This window comes from Spirosoma foliorum, assembly GCF_014117325.1.
Lineage (GTDB): Bacteria > Bacteroidota > Bacteroidia > Cytophagales > Spirosomataceae > Spirosoma > Spirosoma foliorum.
Map to the genome: position 1 here is coordinate 3,429,738 of NZ_CP059732.1, position 18,771 is coordinate 3,448,508.

17 protein-coding genes and 1 pseudogene are annotated in these 18,771 nt (G+C 46.2%); 12 read left to right on the forward strand and 6 right to left on the reverse strand.

What is annotated here, in order from left to right; genetic code table 11:
* Positions 1-184 precede the first annotated feature (184 nt).
* Complete coding sequence (locus tag H3H32_RS38000; protein ID WP_182463362.1) at positions 185-1,657, reverse strand: sensor histidine kinase; 1,473 nt, start codon at positions 1,655-1,657, stop codon at positions 185-187.
* A 403-nt stretch (positions 1,658-2,060) separates the two neighbouring features.
* On the opposite strand from H3H32_RS38000, the gene H3H32_RS14365 reads away from it, so the two are divergent.
* Positions 2,061-2,270 carry a hypothetical protein gene (locus H3H32_RS14365; protein WP_182463363.1) on the forward strand — a complete coding sequence of 70 codons (210 nt, stop codon included), beginning with the start codon at positions 2,061-2,063 and terminating at the stop codon, positions 2,268-2,270.
* Between the two features lie 92 nt (positions 2,271-2,362).
* On the opposite strand, the gene H3H32_RS14370 is transcribed toward H3H32_RS14365, so the two are convergent.
* Positions 2,363-2,629, reverse strand: coding sequence for a hypothetical protein (locus tag H3H32_RS14370; protein ID WP_182463364.1), 267 nt, complete (start codon positions 2,627-2,629; stop codon positions 2,363-2,365).
* 595 nt (positions 2,630-3,224) lie between these two features.
* On the opposite strand from H3H32_RS14370, the gene H3H32_RS14375 reads away from it, so the two are divergent.
* From H3H32_RS14375 to H3H32_RS14425, 11 genes are all read left to right on the forward strand, one after another.
* A complete protein-coding gene (locus tag H3H32_RS14375) occupies positions 3,225-4,388 on the forward strand; it encodes a DmpA family aminopeptidase (protein ID WP_182463365.1) in 1,164 nt (387 codons plus the stop codon).
* A 330-nt stretch (positions 4,389-4,718) separates the two neighbouring features.
* Positions 4,719-5,393, forward strand: coding sequence for a heme exporter protein CcmB (locus tag H3H32_RS14380; protein WP_182463366.1), 675 nt, complete (start codon positions 4,719-4,721; stop codon positions 5,391-5,393).
* Between the two features lie 68 nt (positions 5,394-5,461).
* Positions 5,462-6,121, forward strand: coding sequence for a cytochrome c biogenesis protein CcsA (gene ccsA, locus H3H32_RS14385; protein WP_182463367.1), 660 nt, complete (start codon positions 5,462-5,464; stop codon positions 6,119-6,121).
* A gap of 68 nt (positions 6,122-6,189) precedes the next feature.
* Positions 6,190-6,444 (forward strand): CcmD family protein, encoded by a 255-nt coding sequence (locus H3H32_RS14390; RefSeq protein WP_182463368.1) that lies wholly within the window; start codon positions 6,190-6,192, stop codon positions 6,442-6,444.
* A 46-nt stretch (positions 6,445-6,490) separates the two neighbouring features.
* Positions 6,491-6,931: a cytochrome c maturation protein CcmE domain-containing protein gene (locus tag H3H32_RS14395; RefSeq protein WP_182463369.1), complete on the forward strand. Its 441-nt coding sequence runs from the start codon at positions 6,491-6,493 to the stop codon at positions 6,929-6,931.
* A gap of 73 nt (positions 6,932-7,004) precedes the next feature.
* Positions 7,005-9,680 carry a cytochrome c biogenesis protein CcsA gene (ccsA, locus tag H3H32_RS14400; RefSeq protein WP_182463370.1) on the forward strand — a complete coding sequence of 892 codons (2,676 nt, stop codon included), beginning with the start codon at positions 7,005-7,007 and terminating at the stop codon, positions 9,678-9,680.
* Positions 9,681-9,732: 52 nt separating this feature from the next.
* Entirely contained in the window at positions 9,733-9,960 is a 228-nt protein-coding gene (locus tag H3H32_RS14405) for a hypothetical protein (protein ID WP_182464339.1), read from the forward strand.
* Positions 9,961-10,069: 109 nt separating this feature from the next.
* A complete protein-coding gene (locus tag H3H32_RS14410) occupies positions 10,070-11,356 on the forward strand; it encodes a hemolysin family protein (protein ID WP_182463371.1) in 1,287 nt (428 codons plus the stop codon).
* A gap of 144 nt (positions 11,357-11,500) precedes the next feature.
* A complete protein-coding gene (pyrE, locus tag H3H32_RS14415; RefSeq protein WP_374191839.1) occupies positions 11,501-12,130 on the forward strand; it encodes an orotate phosphoribosyltransferase in 630 nt (209 codons plus the stop codon).
* Between the two features lie 99 nt (positions 12,131-12,229).
* Positions 12,230-12,646: an OsmC family protein gene (locus H3H32_RS14420; protein WP_182463373.1), complete on the forward strand. Its 417-nt coding sequence runs from the start codon at positions 12,230-12,232 to the stop codon at positions 12,644-12,646.
* Positions 12,647-12,684: 38 nt separating this feature from the next.
* Positions 12,685-13,134 carry a (4Fe-4S)-binding protein gene (locus tag H3H32_RS14425; protein WP_182463374.1) on the forward strand — a complete coding sequence of 150 codons (450 nt, stop codon included), beginning with the start codon at positions 12,685-12,687 and terminating at the stop codon, positions 13,132-13,134.
* An 81-nt stretch (positions 13,135-13,215) separates the two neighbouring features.
* Here the strand turns inward: H3H32_RS14425 and H3H32_RS14430 are convergent, their stop codons facing one another.
* The 4 genes and pseudogenes from H3H32_RS14430 to H3H32_RS14445 form a co-directional block, all read right to left on the reverse strand.
* The gene (locus tag H3H32_RS14430; protein ID WP_182463375.1) at positions 13,216-14,493 is read right to left on the reverse strand and encodes an amidohydrolase/deacetylase family metallohydrolase; all 1,278 of its coding nucleotides are present in this window, start codon (positions 14,491-14,493) and stop codon (positions 13,216-13,218) included.
* A gap of 132 nt (positions 14,494-14,625) precedes the next feature.
* Positions 14,626-15,847: pseudogene (locus H3H32_RS14435) on the reverse strand (aminotransferase class V-fold PLP-dependent enzyme).
* A 120-nt stretch (positions 15,848-15,967) separates the two neighbouring features.
* The gene (locus tag H3H32_RS14440; RefSeq protein ID WP_182463376.1) at positions 15,968-16,426 is read right to left on the reverse strand and encodes a RidA family protein; all 459 of its coding nucleotides are present in this window, start codon (positions 16,424-16,426) and stop codon (positions 15,968-15,970) included.
* A 70-nt stretch (positions 16,427-16,496) separates the two neighbouring features.
* Entirely contained in the window at positions 16,497-18,761 is a 2,265-nt protein-coding gene (locus H3H32_RS14445; RefSeq protein ID WP_182463377.1) for a glycoside hydrolase family 20 protein, read from the reverse strand.
* Positions 18,762-18,771 lie beyond the last annotated feature (10 nt).

Here is an 18,771-nt window from a genome sequence, read left to right on the forward strand (position 1 = left end):
ACAAAAAAACGCTGGAATCAACTGTTCCAGCGTTAAAATCTAAACCATATTGATTGCTAATAGTAGACGAGCAATCAATATTAGTTAGACGTTGAAAAGATTAATTAGTAACATCTCTAGAAATAAAGTCTGTTTTTAACTAAAAGCCACTCTATTCATCCATCTATTTTTAATCTCTTAATTACTAAGCTGGGAGATACACACTAAAGGTAGCGCCCTTACCCGGCTGGCTCGTAGCTGTAATAACTCCCCCATGATTGGTCACTACTTTTTGGCAAATCGCTAAACCTACCCCCGTCCCGGCAAACTCATCTTTACCATGAAGCCGTTGAAAAACCTGAAAGATTCGATCGGTATATTTTTCATCGAAACCTATGCCATTATCAGCAACTTCAATCCGATAGAATGTATCAGCCAAACGGGCTGGCTTTACTGAATCAGGTAGCTCTCCAACTGGGATACGGATAGCCTGGATACTAATTTCGGGAGTCATCAAAGCACCCGCCTGATCTTTACGACTAAACTTAATGGCATTGGAGAGTAAGTTTTGGAAAAGCTGGCCTAATTGGGAGGGGTCGCCTGGCAAGGTCGGTAAATCACCTACTCGAATTTGGGCCTTCGTTTCACCGATGGCAACAGATAAGGTATCTAAAACGTCACTAACTACCTGCTTAATCGATACAGAAACGGTTGGTGCCGGGCGAGTAGAAATCCGGGAAAATGTTAATAAATCTTTGATCAATAACGACATACGAATGGCGGCTACCTGCATCCGATTCAGGTACATTAATTCCTCGCCCGATGACGTTGTATAACGCGTTTTCAAAAGGTCGCCAAATTGCTGAATCTTGCGTAAAGGTTCCTGTAGGTCATGTGAGGCAATATAAGCGAACTGTTGCAGGTTTTCATTTGATCGGGTTAGTTGCTGGTTCAGTTGATCCAGCGCCTGATTTTGAGCCTGTTGCTGTTGCAGTTGGTTTTGTAATTCTACTTCGTACTGAGCCAGTTGTGCTTCATTCCGGATACGTCGCAACAATTGTACAAACAGTAGCCAGAATACAAAGGCAATTACAGTTATAGCGGCTCCGCTGGAGAGGACGATCCATTGCTGGGTGACCTGATACGCTTGCTCAGCCTGTTTCCGACGCCAATTGGCTAATGCACGCTGATGCTGGGTCAACTGCCCGACTAAAGGGCGTAATTGAGAGAGTAATTCACGTCCCTGCGCTAATAAATCTTCTGAAGTAGGGCCAACCTGCGGCTGGCTTCGCTTTTCGAACAAACGCTGACTAACCTGTCGGCGCTGGTCAATGAATCCGCTTAGCCGATGAAATCGAGCCTGTTCACTACGTTCATTACTGAGCGCCTGATCCAGCAAACGGAGCCGTTCAGGCAGTTGCTGCCTAGCCTGCCAATAGGCCACTGCGAACTCCCGCTTCCCGGATAATTCATAGTTACGAGCATCGGTCTGAATATCCCGCGACAGGGCTGCTACCTGCTCCACCAAGGAGATTATTTCATATGTATGGCGTACCTGCTCATTTAATTCCTGCTGCTGCTGGTTACTTCGCCATGACAAGTAGGCGGTTAGACCAAGTAGAACAATAACAAGCCCAAACGTGCTTATTAATACTAGTTTAAGGCGAGCAGAATTCATAACGGGATAGTAGGCAGACACGACCGACGGGCACATGCCGTAATCGATGATCAGTCAATTTTAAAGGTATTTTTCTAACGTTGCATATTTCGTTAAACGATGAAACAGGAGTAGCCATTATCCCAATAACGCCGATTAACAGCACTAATAAATTATTAGGGAAAGATATTAAAAAAAGTAAAAATCGGTCCGGGGCTCGCTTCTCTTTTACAAAAACTTCCTATGAAATTTAGTTGTGGGTAAGCCCGTAAGCGACTATTCTTAAAATCTTACGAGAATATGCATTAAACCAAAGCCAGCCTTATAACTCTATGGCATAAACGCAACGTGCGGGCGAGTGGAATCAGTAATCAATTGGGCACTGAGCTGACGTTACCTAAGTCAATCGATCAACAAAAAAGCTATGATCAAAAACTACTTATTACGAATAAAAGTAGCCTGGGATATTTTAACCAGCGATAGACATATTGCTATAACTCGCCGGAAAGATCAGATAACCTTTGACCGTTATATGGATTGTACCGACTCGATTAAGTACCTAACAGCTTACAAAAACATTATTGAAGGCGGCTATGAAGCTGTACAGGGCACAGAATCTACTGTAAATCCATAATGCTTTTACGTATATTCAAAACGAAAAAAACCGACTCTACAGAGGCCGGGCATATGTTTTTTCGTCTAGGCTAAGCCCTGGATTTAATTAGTTCAGTCAGAATAGTAGCCGCCCATTTCTAGCAGCGTATACAAAGTGGCCTGTAGCAAATCCCTCACTTCACCTTCGTTAATCAGGGTAATTGTATTCGCTTCATCTGGGTATAAACAAAAAACGTCGCGAATATCAACCGGATTTGTCAACAGCCATTTATCGGCCAGGTAGGTCGCCTTGATACCCGTTCGCTGACCAACCCGTTCAATTATTTTTTCAATAGATGGAGGGTACTCTTCAAAGTATACTTCCCGACTGTAAACCATGACTTAATTTGATTAGTAAACTACACGCTCATATAAGGCCCTTATTAACTGTTTATTAGCTGGTTCTTTGGTCTCCTACCTCCTCCTAAGGCAACTAAAAACGCAGTGCCGTGTAGTATTATCCCTACGCTTACTAACCAAATTCCAGTAGTATCATTCTGAATCACTTCAATAACTCCTAGCGCAACGCTACTCATAGCCAGAAAAAACAGGCCAGCAGCCACGAGGATTAGTATGAATGCCCGCAGTTTTTTAGGTTGCTTCACCATTCTATTATCTATCATGGTACTATTCAGTAAAAACATTGAGTACTCAAATAAACCCACATCTTAGTTCTGTAAATAGGTATTAGCTTTCGCTGGACAGACTGAAGTTGGCTTTTTCTGATACCCCCTTTCAAGTTTCCTATCTTCATTACGGTTTCTAACCTCTTTACTTTTTAACCAAAGGCCAAATCAAGTAAGCCTAATCGCCTTTTTCGTAGCGCGAATGCCCATTTTTCCGCTCCGAAACTTTACCTAGAAATTGCTTTGGTTCTGAGTAAATCCTACTACTAAAGGTTATTTTTAGGACATAATCGACTAACACCCACAATATGAAAATTCTCTCACTTATCACGCTTAGTCTCATAAGCCAATTTTCCGGCTACGCCCAAAAGCCACGGGCTCGCGATATAGGCATTCCGTTCGACGGTATTACGGGAAAATTTAATGCCATCACTGATGTCAAAGGTGTTGAAGTTGGCTATAGCACCATCATTTCGGGAGAAGGCAAAAATGTGTTAGGAAAAGGCCCCGTCCGAACGGGCGTCACGGCCATTTTACCAAGAGGACGAACCAATAACCCTGTTTTCGCCAACTGGTACTCCTTGAATGGAAACGGCGAAATGACGGGAACCACATGGATAACCGAATCCGGTTTTCTGGAAACGCCTATTATGATAACCAATACGAATAGCGTGGGTGTGGTTCGGGATGCGGTGTTAAAATGGTTTGTTGAAAAACACTGGTACAAAGAAAATTTCTGGTACACTTATCCGGTTGTTGCCGAAACTTACGATGGCTTCTTGAATGACATTTACGGCTTCCACGTAAAGGAAAGCAATGCCTACGAAGCGCTAAATACAGCCGCGACGGGTAAGCTGAACGAAGGTAATGTTGGTGGTGGTACCGGCATGATGTGCCTGGGTTTTAAAGGGGGGACTGGGACCTCATCACGCATTGTCAAAATTAAAGATTCAACGTTTACGGTTGGTGTATTAGTCCAGTCGAACTTTGGGGCAAAACGGAACTTGACCATTGCCGGAGTACCCGTTGGTCTGGAATTAAAAGACACTCTGAACAATGTGTTAAAATCTCCTCCGGTGCATTACCGACAGGAAGGTGATGGGTCTATTATTGTTGTGGTGGCTACGGATGCCCCTTTGTTACCCCATCAGCTAAAGCGCATAGCGGCTCGCGTTCCCATAGGCGTTGGTAAAGTGGGCGGACGTGGCGAAAATGGCTCGGGAGATATTTTCATTGCTTTTTCTACCGCCAATCCGTCTGCTTTTCAACGCGACAAATTCACCAAAGTAGACGAGTTACCTAACGATTTAATTAATCCCCTGTTTGAGGCAACTGTTCAGGCCGTTGAAGAAGCCATTATCAACGCCATGGTAGCTGCTGAAACAACTGAGGGTATCAACGGCAACAAATCCTACGCGCTTCCGCACAAGCTGGTCATTGATGTGCTTAAGAAGTATAATCGAATCAAGTAGTAGGCTTATTTGTCTTGACTGCTAACCACAAAAAAGCGAGTCAACATAGCTAACCCGCTTTTCTTATTACTATCTAATACTTTTAATTTCTACAAAACTATGGGCTAGGCCATGTATGAAAAATTAACACTTGATTAACAATCTGTTAATAGAGTATTAATAGTAGGCATTCCGCAATAATGAAACCTTACCTACTCCTCGCTTACCCATCGTAATGGCTTGTTTTGGGTATGACTTTACTTTATATCCGCTGATAAAAGGGTGAAAACAATACTATTTCTTTTCCGCGTCAGCATTGCGCTGTAAATTTGCAGAATTAACGAAACCACAATGGCAGAGTCAGTACGGCAAATGGGTGCATTGATGCGGAAGGAATTTCTGCTGGAATGGCGACAACGCTATGCGCTCAATGGGATGCTGTTGTACATTGTAGGGGCTGTGTTTGTGTGTTACCTAAGCTTTAACGCTCGGCGTGGGCAACTCACACCTATCGTCTGGAACACCCTCTTCTGGATTATCCTGTTGTTTACAGCCATCAATGCCATCGCCAAAAGCTTTGTGCAGGAACGGGCCAGCCGCCAATTGTATTATTACACGCTAGCTAGTCCACAGCAGATTATTCTCTCCAAAATCCTGTACAATACGGCCCTGATGCTGGTGTTAGCTTTTCTGGGCTTTAGCGTATATGCTTTCGTACTGGGAAATCCCGTCAACGACGTACCTATCTATATGGTCACGTTAATCCTTGGGGCCATAGGTTTCGCAGCCTCTTTAACACTCGTTTCGGGTATTGCCAGTAAAGCAGAGAATCCGGCTACGCTAATGGCCGTTTTGAGTTTCCCAATTATTCTGCCACTCCTGCTGATGCTCCTGAAAATATCCAAAAACGCCCTCGACGGTCTGGATCGTAGTGTTAGCTGGAATGAAATAGGAACGGTATTGGCGATCGACGCGATTGTCTTAACGATGTCGTGGTTGTTGTTTCCGTTTTTATGGCGGAGCTAGTGTAACGCGGACATTCTGTCCGCAATAATTTGATTATTAAATGCGGACAGGATGTCCGCGTTACAAAAATGAATAAAACCTGGTGGAAGGCCCTGGCCGTCTTGATTCTATCGTATGTTATTCTGAAAGGCTTTCTAGGAGTTGTCCCTCGTCAACCAATTCTGAATGAGAGTATTCGAAACGTGTATTTTCACGTGCCTCTATGGTTTGGCATGATTACCTTGCTGCTAACATCAGCGATCTTCTCCATTAAGTACCTTCGCAATGGCCGATTTGACGATGATTTGATTGCTGTTGAGTTTGCCAACACCGCCATTTTGTTCGGGATTCTGGGTTGTGCAACAGGGTCTTTATGGGCGAATTTCACCTGGGGCGAGCCCTGGCCTAATGATCCAAAGCTCAATAGTGTGGCCGTAGGTATGTTAATGTATCTTGCCTATTTGATTTTACGTGGTTCATTCGACGACGAGCAACGGCGCGCCCGCATTTCGGCGGTCTACAACATTTTCGCTTTTGCCGTATTCGTTCCCCTGATTTTCATTGTGCCCCGCCTGACCGACTCACTCCATCCAGGCAATGGCGGTAACCCTGCATTCGGGAAATACGATATGGACAGCAACATGCGGATGGTATTCTATCCGGCCATTATCGGTTTTATCTTACTGGGCGTCTGGATCACCGAACTCCGAATCCGTCTCCGTCGGGTGAAAGCGGCTTTAGATGACTAAAGTCATGGGTAGTTCCCGGAATGATTCGCCTTATTTTTACGTTCTTTTTTCAACTATTTCGTTTTCAGATGCGACTGTCTTTTTTGACAAAAATTCCATTGCTGGCTTTGCTTCTGCTTAGTCAACCGTTATTTGCTCAACAACCCGTTGCCAACGGGGTTGAAATGGCTGATCAGCTTCGGGCTGATGGCAAAATTTGGGTCGTTGTAGCGGTTGTTGCAGCCGTCTTTGCGGGTATCATTCTTTACCTCGTCCGGCTCGATCGGCAAATTGGAAAACTGGAGAAAGAAGTAAAAGACAAGTCAGCAGCAGTTCGTCGTTAACAAATTGGTGCTTAGTTGCAATCACTGATTACACTTAATTAACACAATGAAGCTCACTCATATTTTCGGCATTGTTATTATCGCGCTGGCCATTGGTATCATTGTCGCAACGGCAGGCGATGCCAGTTCGTACGTTACCTTCAAGCAAGCCACTGAAATGGCGCAGGATGGCGACGACAAAATGATCCACGTAGTTGGTAAGCTTAAAAAAGATGAACACGGTCAAATTGCCGATATGTTCTACAACCCAGCTATCGACCCAAACCACTTTGAGTTTATCCTTGTCGATAATGACAACCGGGCTCAAAAAGTTGTATTTAACAGCCCTAAGCCGCAGGATTTCGACCGATCTGAACAGATTGTCATTATCGGGACAATGAAGGAAGATCATTTCCAATGCAACAAAATCCTGCTAAAATGTCCATCTAAATATCAGGACGGCAAGCTGGAAACCACTGAACACGAAGCTAAAACGGCACAGTTGTAAGTGACAGATTGATTGAGTGATTGAATTATTGAATTCTCTCATTCATTCATTCAACAATTCAATCATTCAATTCATGATACACACTACAGTCGGGCAACTCGGCCATTTTTTTGTTATACTATCGTTTGTTACGGCACTCGTAGCAACGGTTGCCTATTTTCTGTCGGCGCTTGGCTTAGGGAAAATGGCGCAAGCTGAACTAGTCGAGGAGCCACAATTAGCCTATGCGGGCGAATCGACGTCGAGAGAAGCTAATTTCGGCGGCAAAACTGCTAAACGGAAAGCAAAACCGGCCGTTCAAAATCCAGAACCGCCCGCTCGTGACGATTGGCGGACGTTGGCTCGCTGGGCCTTTTACATTCATGGCGCGGCTGTTGTTGGTGTAGCTTCGAGTCTATTCTACATCATTTACAATCACTATTTCGAATACCATTATGCCTGGAGTCACTCGTCGCGGGCGCTGCCGGTGCAATACATGATTTCGTGTTTCTGGGAAGGTCAGGAAGGGTCATTCCTTCTGTGGTTGTTCTGGAATGCGGTCCTAGGGGTTGTGTTAACACGCACAAGCAGCAAGCAGTGGGAAGCCCCCATGCTGGCAATTTTTGCCTTAGTGCAGGCGTTTCTGGCCTCTATGATTCTGGGCGTAATTTTCGGCGATTCGTTCAAAGTTGGTTCATCGCCTTTCCTGCTGTTAAGTGAGGCCATGCCCGATGCACCTATCTTTTCAGCCGACCCAAACTTCGTCCCTAAAGATGGCAATGGCCTCAATCCATTACTTCAGAACTACTGGATGGTGATCCACCCACCTACCCTATTTCTGGGTTTCGCGTTAGCACTAGTGCCATTTGCCTATTGCATTGCTGGCTTGTGGCGTAATCAGCCTCTCGAATGGATTCGGCCAGCACTTCCCTGGACACTCATTGGCGGTATGGTTCTGGGTATCGGTGTCATGATGGGCGGCTACTGGGCTTACGAAACCCTCAACTTCGAAGGCTACTGGAACTGGGACCCCGTCGAAAACGCGGTGTATGTTCCCTGGCTGGTTCTGGTAGCAGCACTACATACAATGCTGATTGCGAAACGCAGTTCGGCAGGCCTAAAAATGGCCATCATCCTAACCATTTCCACCTATGTCCTGATTCTGTATTCTACTTTTTTATCGAGAAGTGGTATACTTGGCAACGCATCTGTTCACTCTTTCACCGACTTAGGCCTCTCCGGACAGTTACTCTTGTACCTCATGGCCTTTATCGTGCTGGCAGTGGCTCTAGCGGCCAGCAAGTGGAAATATATTCCAGCCGATACGGACGAAGCATCGGTGTATAGCAAAGAATTCTGGCTATTTATTGGCGCCACGGTGTTGTGTCTGGCAGCCTTTCAGGTAATTGCCACTACCTCTATTCCGGTTTATAACAAGATTCTGGAATCGTTTGGTAAAATTTCGAATCTGGCGCTTCCCGCCGATCAGGTTGCTCACTACAGCAAATTCCAGATTTGGTTCTTTGTTGCGATTGCTCTACTAACTGGTGTTGCTCAATATATCTGGTGGCGTAAGCTGGAAAACAAGAAATGGGACGCACTCATTACACCCGGTATCCTCACCTTGTTGATCAGCGCAGGTTTAATTGCCTTCGGCGAGATGAAGAATCCGGTTTACATGGCCTTGCTGGTAGCCTCAATCTTTGCCTTAATGACCAATGGTAACATTTTACTCGATGTAATTCGAGGGAACTACCGACTGTCGGGGGGAGCGATTTCACACATCGGCATGGCCTTGATGCTCCTAGGTATTCTTTATTCGGCTGGCTACACGAAAGTAATTTCGATCAATAATAGTGGTCTGTTAATTTCGAAGCAGGAAGAATTTACCAAAGACAATAACAAACAAAATAAAGAAAATACGCTTCTGTGGCTTAATCAGCCAGAGCGTATGGGCCAATATCAGCTTACCTACCGCGGCCAGCGCATCGAAGCTCGCGACGTCCCTGGCTATATTCCACGCAAGGATGTAGAAGTAATTGAAGGGGATTTCCATGGTGTTGCTCTTAAGGATATCATTCAGGATGGCAAGGTGTATCATAAAAAAGGTGACACTTTAGCGCTTTATCCCGAAAACACCTACTACGACGTTGAGTACCGGGAGCCAAACGGAAAAATTTTTAATCTATACCCACGCGCTCAGGTAAACGAACGGATGGGCTTACTGGCATCGCCCGACATTCGCCACAAAGCGGATCGGGATATGTACACCTATGTAAACTCGGTACCTAACCCCGGCGATGAGAACAAATGGGAGAAAACCGAAACCTATAGCGTTGCCATCAAAGACACCTTTTTCCTAAACGACTATGTCGCGATTCTGGACGATGTTGTGCGGACTAACGAAGTAGAAGGCATGGAAATTGGGCCTGAAGATGCCGCCGTCCGTGCGAAAGTACGCGTGCTCGACAAAAACGGGGAGCATATTCTGAGTCCGGCGTTTATCATCAAAAACCGGATGGTAGCCCACCCAGCCGAAATGAGTGATGAATTGGGTGTTCGTATCCAGCTGAACGAAATTAACCCCCAAACGGGTAAATTCACGTTTGCGGTTAACCGGACTCAGCGCGACTATATCGTGATGAAAGCCATTGAAAAACCACTCATCAATATACTTTGGATTGGTACGCTAGTGGTCGTGATCGGTTTCCTGATCGCTACTGTCCGACGGTATCGGGATTTCGACAAGATGAAAAATAAAGTGGCTTAGTCATCAGTTGGTACTTACCCATCTGACTGACTATTGCTGAGTACGCATGAAACTGAAACTCTCTGAAATTCTCCTGCTTTCGGCTGCTGCTGGTTTTCTGATTCTCTGGATTGCCGAATACCAGCGAACAACCTTCGCCGACAGTTACTGGTTGCTTATGCTCGGTGTCGGGTTTCTGTTCGCGTTTCAGTATTTTAAGAACAAACGCCTGGAACGCGAAAAAGCCGTTTCACCGACCATTAAGCAAATGGTCGAAGATCGGAAGAAGAAAAAAAAATAGTTTGAAGTTCGTAGTTTGAGGTTTGTAGTTAGCTGACGCAAGTGTATTTCTGCATTAGCTAACTACAAACCTCAAACTACGAACTTCAAACTTCAACTAACAAACCTACTTGGAAGCCTCCCTCCTTTTATTCGGTGCCTTACTTGCTCTTGTACTCGCCGGGTTTTTCTCGGCAGTCGAGATGGCATATGTATCGGTTAATCGGCTGTATTTTGAGCTACACAGCAAGCAGGGGCCGTTAAGCGAAAAACTCGTATCGGGCTTTCTGAAAAACCCCATTTTGTTCGTCGGTACCACCCTAACTGGCAACACGCTCTTTTTAGTCCTGTACACCGTGCTGGGGGTTATGTCGCTCAACCCCTTACTGATTGCTGTTTTGCCCCAGACATGGGCGGATCAGGAATTTGTTGTGATTGCGATTGAAACGCTCATTCTGACGGTTATTTTTCTGCCTTTCGCCGATTATATACCTAAAAGTCTGGCGCTTATCCACCCCGACCGATTTCTGGAAGCTTTAGCAGTCCCTCTCTGGGTTATCTACAAAGCCATAGCGCCCATTGTTCGGGTATTGGTGGGCACCGCCCGCTTTTTTATCCGCTATATACTTGGCAAACGCAACCCCGAGATTCGGCCTGTTTTTGGTCTGACCGACCTGAACCACTATCTCCAGCAGCTAAACAACCAGAAGGCCGATACTACCGAAGAATCGGTTGAAGTCGATACCCAAATTTTCAACAACGCGATTGAGTTTCGTGACGTACGCGTGCGCGACTGTCTGGTGCCACGAACGGAAATTTCGGCCATTGATGTAGATGATACCGTCGAAGAATTACGTCAGGCATTTGAAGAAAGTGGCCACTCAAAGATTGTGATCTACCGGGATACGATCGATGATGTTATTGGCTACTGTCACGCACTGGCACTGTTCAAGAAGCCTGCAACTGTCGAAGAAATTATCACGCCGATTATTACTGTTCCCGAAACCATGCCCGCTCAGGATTTACTGCTCCGGTTTCTGTCGGAACGAAAGAGCCTGGCTCTGGTCGTTGATGAATTTGGCGGAACGGCGGGTATTGTAAGCGTTGAAGACATGGTCGAGCAGATTTTTGGTGAGATTCAGGATGAATACGACACCAATGAAGACTGGGTAGAACAACGACTTGATGAAAAAACCTGGTTATTAAGCGCCCGGCACGAAATTGACGATCTGAACAAAACCTACGGTTGGCACATTCCCGAAGGCAGTTACGATACGCTCGGCGGGCTGATTCTGGCAACGCACGAAGACGTTCCTCAAGTTGGCGAAGTCATTGAGTTTTCTCCCTTTACCTTTACCATCGTCTCGATGGATGGTACTCGAATTGACACGGTAAAAGTGCATTTGGGTCAGGAGTAAGTTGAATGAAGAATGGATAATGTAAAATGGACAATTGATAACCAGAACATTATACATTTTGCATTATCCATTCTTCATTATCAGGACAGATTGACTGAGTTTGCTTACTTTTGAGGCAATACTTTTCATTACTCCGTGGATTCAATACTTATTCAAAAAACTGTAGCACGGCATCTTCTGGCTGTGCAGGCTGTTCGCCTTAAGCCCAATGAGCCTTTTACCTGGAGTTCGGGCTGGAAATCTCCCATTTATTGCGATAACCGGGTTACGCTCGCTTATCCCGAAGTACGAACCTTTATCAAAAATGCCCTGGCCGATGCCATTCGAAAGCAATTTCCCAAGGCTGAGGTTATTGCCGGAGTCGCCACTGCCGGTATTCCGCAAGGTGCGCTGGTTGCCGATGTGCTGAACCTCCCCTATTGCTATGTTCGGCCTGAACCGAAAGCCCACGGCATGGGGAAACAGATTGAAGGACATCTGACAAGTGGGCAACGTGTCGTTGTTATCGAAGACTTGATTTCGACAGGGGGAAGTTCGCTAAAAGTGGTGAATGCACTTCGGGCAGCCGGAGCTGAAGTCTTGGGAATGGCCGCTATTTTCACTTATGGATTTCCGATTGCCAGTCAAAATTTCGAAGCGAAGAACGTGCCATTGATTTGTCTGAGTAATTACGATGCGCTGCTAGTGGAAGCGCAGGAGCTTGATTACATTCCGGCCGAAGCCATGGAATCACTAGCGGCCTGGCGTCAAAATCCAGCCCAATGGGGTCAGTAATTGAGAGATATATCAAGGTAAATTGACTCATATTTTGTATGACCCCTTCAGGGTCATATAAAATAGATATTATTGAAGCTAATTCTAAATTACCCCACTATGGCCATCGTAACCGCCCGAATTGAACGAACCCCTTACGAGACGCATCTCTCGACTGATTCGCAGGTAATTGTTGCCGATGAACCGAGCGACATGGGTGGCCAGGATCGGGGTATGCGACCGGGTGAATTGTTAGCCGGGTCATTGGCAACCTGCACCGTTATGACGTTGCGCATGTATGCCGACCGAAAAGGCTGGCCGCTCGATTCGGCGGTGGCACATGTCGAGTATTCCAATGATCCGATAACAAAACGCTCTCTTTTCGTTTTAAAGCTGATCTTGAATGGCAGTTTGAGCGAAGAACAACGAGCACGCCTTCTTGAAATGGCCGACCGCTGTCCGGTTCATCGGGCACTCCAGAATCCGATTGATTTTGAAACGATTTTGATTGAAGATCCCATAACTACAAACCTATAAGATTTTGGCAATCTTGTAGGTTTAACTCGCAAAACGCTATGAGTCAGGCTGAGCATAACTCAACTCCCGATATTACCAAGACGTACACCAACGGTGAAATTACGGTTGTCTGGAAGCCGGCCGTCTGCATTCACTCCAAAGTATGCTGGACGCAATTGATCGAGGTGTTCAATCCAAGAGAACGACCCTGGATTAAAATAGATGGTGCACCTACCGATCGCATTACCGAACAGGTAGACCGTTGCCCATCGAAAGCATTAAGCTATTTTCGAAACGATAGCCCGGTTAAAACAGAGGATATTCAGGCCGAAAGTTTAGTCGAACCGCTTCCCAATGGGCCGCTACTCGTGTACGGAAACCTGCGCGTAAAAGATGCCAGTGGTCACGAAACCCAGAAAAATAAAGTTACGGCCTTTTGCCGATGCGGAGCCAGTAGCAACAAACCTTATTGCGATGGCTCGCATCTCAAAATTGGCTTTACAGGCTGATTCCCAGCTAATAGGACGCAGATTTTTATGATTGTTAAGATTTAAAATATGATCTTAATAATCATAAAAATCTGCGTCCTATTACGATTTGGTCTTTGGTACCACTACAACTGGAGTGGCAATACCATTCAGATCGTACACAATTTTACCTTTCCGAATGGTCATTTCGCATTCCAACTTTTGCTTGCCTTCAATTTTATTGCCGGTATAATCGAAGAAACCGAAGTAACCCGAATCTCTGGCATCAAATTTCCCATTGCGGATTGTCAAAATAGCGACATCAGCTTCTGAGCCTATCGTAAGACTACCCAATTCAGGACGTCGGATAGCCTGGGCTGGATTCCAGGTACTTGCCTGAATCACACTACGCAAATCCATGCCCATCGCCATAAATTTCGACATCACATTAAGCATGTCTTTCATCGCATTGTTCATACTTCCCGTGTGAATATCAGTACTGATGGTGTTCGGGTAGAAACCGCTTTTCAAAGCTGGAATGGCCTGCGAAAACGCAAAACTGATGCCACCGTACCCGACATCGAAAAGGATTCCTTTTTTCTGGGCCTCCCAAACAAACGGTTTGATTTTACCCGTTTCTATATCCAGAATTGGCTCACGAGTTTTTAACTGGCCAAAGCAGTGGGTGTAGATATCGCCAGGACGGAGGTGTTTTGAGAACAATTCCTGAAGAGATAGCGTAGGAGTACTCCCACCAAAATCAATCATGACAGGCAGATCAGCCAGTTTACCCGCTTCAACGACGCGTTCGGTTGGTGTCCAATTGTAGCCACTGTAATGAGCGAGCTTAAAGCCCACTACATAATCAGGGTATTGTTTTGCCATAGCTGCCGTTTGAGTGGGATCCATGTCGTCTACGTTCTGCTCAAACTTACTGCCCCGCATACCGCTCCCCACAATATTCAGTAGTGCTAACACACGCGTTTGCGACCGATCGATGGTTTGTTTCTTGAACGTCTCAAAATCTCGCCAACCCGAACAACCCGCATCCACAATGGTCGTGACTCCGTTACGGAACGTGAATCCATCTGGCGGTAAGGCATTGGGGCCGTTGCTGTACGTTTGATCCAGATTAGTACCAAAAAATACGTGCGTGTGCATGTCGATCAGGCCGGGCGTCACATAAAGTCCCCTGGCATTAACTACCTGGATTGCTTCTTTGGGATCAAGATTCCGGCCTATTTGAACAATTTTGCTATCATTGATAGCGACGTCCATGATGCCATCAATCTTATTCTTGGGATCAATAACATGCCCGCCTTTAATCAGGATGCTATATGCCTGACCCAAAGACAAATGGCTTAATAAGACCGCGAACAGAAAAAAAACTATTTTTCTCATCAAGTCTGGCGCGAGTGTTGACTCGTGCCGGTTATAAAGCAAGCATTCGCTTGCGTCTAAAAAACAGTCACTACCCGCAAGCGAATGCTTGCTTTATAACCGGCACGAGTCAATACTCGCGCCAGCGTGCAGTTAAACGGAAGCTTTGGATAGTTCTTCTTTAATTCGTCTCGCAACGATTTTTTCCTGACCCGGCTTCATCATCCAGACAGTCACACTAATGTTGCTTGGACCTCCTCCACCCACTTCAATCGATGGATCGCCTTTGCGCAGTAATTCTTGTAGTTCTTTACCTGTAATACGAAGTTTAGCCGGGTCCCAGGCAATGCGAAGCGTTGGTGTGTGATTTCCTAGGGGGGGGAACATGGACTTCGGTTTTCACGCCAGCCACTCCTTTCACCGTGTTTTCGATATGAGCAGTGCCTTCTTCCCAGGTTTTCCAGACTTTAGCGTGGTCTTCATTGATGAATTTCTCAAGAGCCACATACATGCCAAAAATTTCCTCTTTATTGACTTTCATGCCCCGGCCAATATTGAATCCACGAGGAGGCATGTGCAAGCGAGCGGCTGAGATAATGTCTTTTTTACCCATCAGGATGCCCGCACTTTGTGGGCCCCGCATGGCTTTCCCGCCCGAGATAACCACAAAACTGAAGCCCATATCGTTGAAACGCCATAAATTCTCAACCGGAGGCACATCGGCAGCAATATCGATGGAGGTAGGAATGTTATGCTTTTTGCCCAGCGCTACCCACTCCTCGTGCATAATTTTGCCCTTATCGGCTTCGATATGCAAAAAGTGCATGAGTGCCGTTTTTTCGTTGATCGCCTTCTCCACATCTTCTGCCGTTTCGACCACGACAATTTTACAGCCGGTGTTCGTCAGCGCGTGGTTGTAGACGATGTCATGGGCTTTCTGACAGATCACTTCCGTTTTCATACCCGTACCTTCCAGATGCGGCAGTTTCTCCACTTTCTTCTGATCCATTCCGGTCAGAATACCCGCTAACCCGAGTGTCATACCTGCAAAAGCCCCCGACGTTACAACAGCTGCTTCGGAATGAACCAGTTGAGCAATTTTCTCCCCCACTTTATCCTGAATTTCGTCAAGCAGACAAAATTCTTTTGCTCCCCCATTAATAGCATCCAGCACTTCGTCATGCATGAGTGAGCCGGTCATGTAGGTTAGTGTGCCAGCCGCATTGATAAATGTTCTGATTCCCAATTCTTTGAACAAATCTCGCTTGGGAGCTGTCAAGGATTCAGCATCCACATCAACTGGAAGACCACCAGCCAATCCACCCAGCAATGGAACGCTTGATAAGCGCTTAATGAGTTTTCGTCTGCTTAACATAGAAGTAGTTGGTAAAAAAGGGAAGATTGGGTATTTGGTTCTTTGTGATGTCAGGTTCTCAAACCTGACAGTCCGAGTCAGCAATAGTGTCGGTTTTGAGAAACCGACACCACGACCACATTAGATGTACGCAATGCAATCCATCTCGACCAGCGACTCGCCGGGAACGCCCCCATAAACGGCTACCGTTGTCCGAACCGGAGGTTTACTACCAAACCGACCTTTGTAGACTTCATTCATGGCTTTATAGTCGTTTAGATCATGCAGGAATACAGTCACCTTCAGCACTTTTTCCATCGATGAGCCAGCGTTAATCAGTTCCTTTTCAAGTTCTTTCAGCACTTCGTCGGTATGCACTTTAATGTCACCTTCTTTGTGGTAACCTTTACCAGCCACAAATACGAGATTGCCCAATTTGGTAGAACCCGAGAACAGGGGCACATCATGCTGACTAACCACGTTGAACACCTCTTTTTCAGGAGTCGGTTCGGCCATTACTTTGGTTGTCGACCCTAAGCCAACGATCCCTGCAAACGAGGCAAATAGGCGTTTTAAACTAGATCTGCGTTGTGTTTCCATTGGAGAAATGATACAGCTATGTCTTTGATTTACTGAAATTTATGCTCTTATGGGTAAGATTGTGAACTCGTTAATCTACCCGAAATTCATCGAGTAGTAGCCATGCCCTCCCGCCCGCGCCATATTCGCCGAGAGGGATGATGCCTTTGTTGGTTGCCTGTATACGTATGTAGCGCGCCGGAGTCGGCGGAAACGTAGCGTTTACTGGATTAATGCCATTAATTGGGAACTGTGTTTGCTGATAAACCTCGCGAAATGTTTTACCATCTTCCGACACCGCAAAGCTGAGTGTATTGGGCGCCCACATGCGCTGCCAGTGATAGTTTAATAGGTGCGTGCCAATGCTGGAAATCGACATTGTACGTTGCAAATCGATCAGTATATCAGCGTCTTTTCCTTGAAAGCCAATCCATTCACCCGTATTGTATCGGCTAGTTCCAGCAACGCCATTTACGGCTACAAGCGGACTAGTTGGTCGATAATTGCCGGTTGGCTCTGTTGTAAAGGTGACGGGTTTTCCAGTTGATTTACTGATTGTCAGCGATTTTTGAAAAACCCGTCCTTGTGATTGTTTGTTGATGAAGGTAATTGCTTTTATAGTCTCAGTCTTTTCGATGTCAATTGGCTTCGTATACGTAATGCTGCTCAACGTTGGGGTTGTGCCATCAGTTGTGTAGCGAATCGTTGCATCGGGTAATGTGGTCGAAAGCCTTAGTTGCACCGAACCCGCTGGTGTAACGGTTACCGAATCGGTTAGCTCATCGAAACGGTTGGCGTACTGAATATTCAGGCGTTTTAACAGCCTCTCCTGTAAGCGAAGCCTGCGCAGAAAATCAGGATAATTACGATGCTCTCGTTGACTCCAGGCGATTTCGGCGACCGCAATAGCTCGCGGAAAAATCATATATTCTGCCTGTTGAGGGCTGTCCAGGTATTCACTCCAGGCCGTTCCCTGAACGCCTTTCAGATACACGGCTTCATCGGGAGTAAGATAGGCCGGAACAGGTTCGTAGCCATACACTTTACTTAAGGGCGTGTAGCCAGCAGCAGCTAATGGTTCTTCGGGATAGAGCGATTGATAGTAGTCGAAATAAACGTGGCTTTCGGGCGTCATGATGGCATTATGCTTTTGCTTTATGGCCTCAATACCGCCTTCAATCCCTCGCCAACTCATCACAGTTGCTCCGGGTGACAAGCCACCTTCCAGAATTTCATCCCAGCCAATCACCTGCCGACCTTTCTTATTTACATGTTGTTCGATACGTCGGATGAAATAACTCTGAAGCTCATCTTCGTCTTTCAGGTGTTCGCTTCGGATGCGAGCCTGGCATTTCGCGCAGGTTTTCCAGCGCGTTTTCGGACATTCATCTCCCCCGATATGGATGTAAGTCGATGGGAACAACGCAATCACATCATCCAGCACATCGTCCAGAAAAGCAAACGTACTGTCGTTGCCCGCGCAGAAAACCTCCTCAAAAACACCCCAAAACGTAGCCGCCTGATACGGGCCACCTGGTTGGCCATCGGGTTTCAGACAACCCAATTTCGGGTAAGCACTTAAAGCCGCCATAGCATGTCCCGGCATTTCAATTTCGGGAATGACCGTTATATGTCGCTGGGTGGCATACCGAACAATGTCGCGTACTTCGTCCTGCGTGTAATAGCCGCCATAGCGCTTGCCATCGAACCGATGAGGCAATTCTTTTTTATGACCAATCAGCGTTTCGGTCCGATAGGCTGCCTTCCGCTGTAATTCGGGGTACTTCTTAATCTCGATCCGCCAGCCCTGATCATCCGTCAGATGCCAGTGAAAGGTATTGAATTTAAACAGAGCCAACTCATCAATGTACTTTTTAACGAATGCTATCGGAAACAGATGTCGGCTGACATCGAGATGCATCCCTCGGTAAGCGAATCTTGGATAGTCCGTAATGTCGCAAGCCGGAACTACAGCCGATTTCGATTGTGAAAACAACTGAACTAGCGATTGAAGCCCGTAGAATAACCCAGCCTCATCGTGGCCAATCAGGCTAATTCCGCCCGTGCTAATCTGAAGCTGATAGCCTTCTGCCTGCGTAACCCGACTTTTATCAATTTTTAGATCGATGCTAGCCTTGGTCTTTTTTACCGATAGCGATACCCCCGTAGAGGCCCGAAGTTGCGCCTGAAACAACGACACAAATTGACCAGACACCCCAGCACCGGGTGAAATTCCGACCTGGGGAGCAAGTCGAAATTCACCCGCCCTCTGGCGATAGGTTACTGGTTCAGGAATCAGTCCGCTTTGAGCGAATAGGTTTCCTAAACTGAGGAGGAATAGGGCAATTTGTTTCATTTGAGATAGC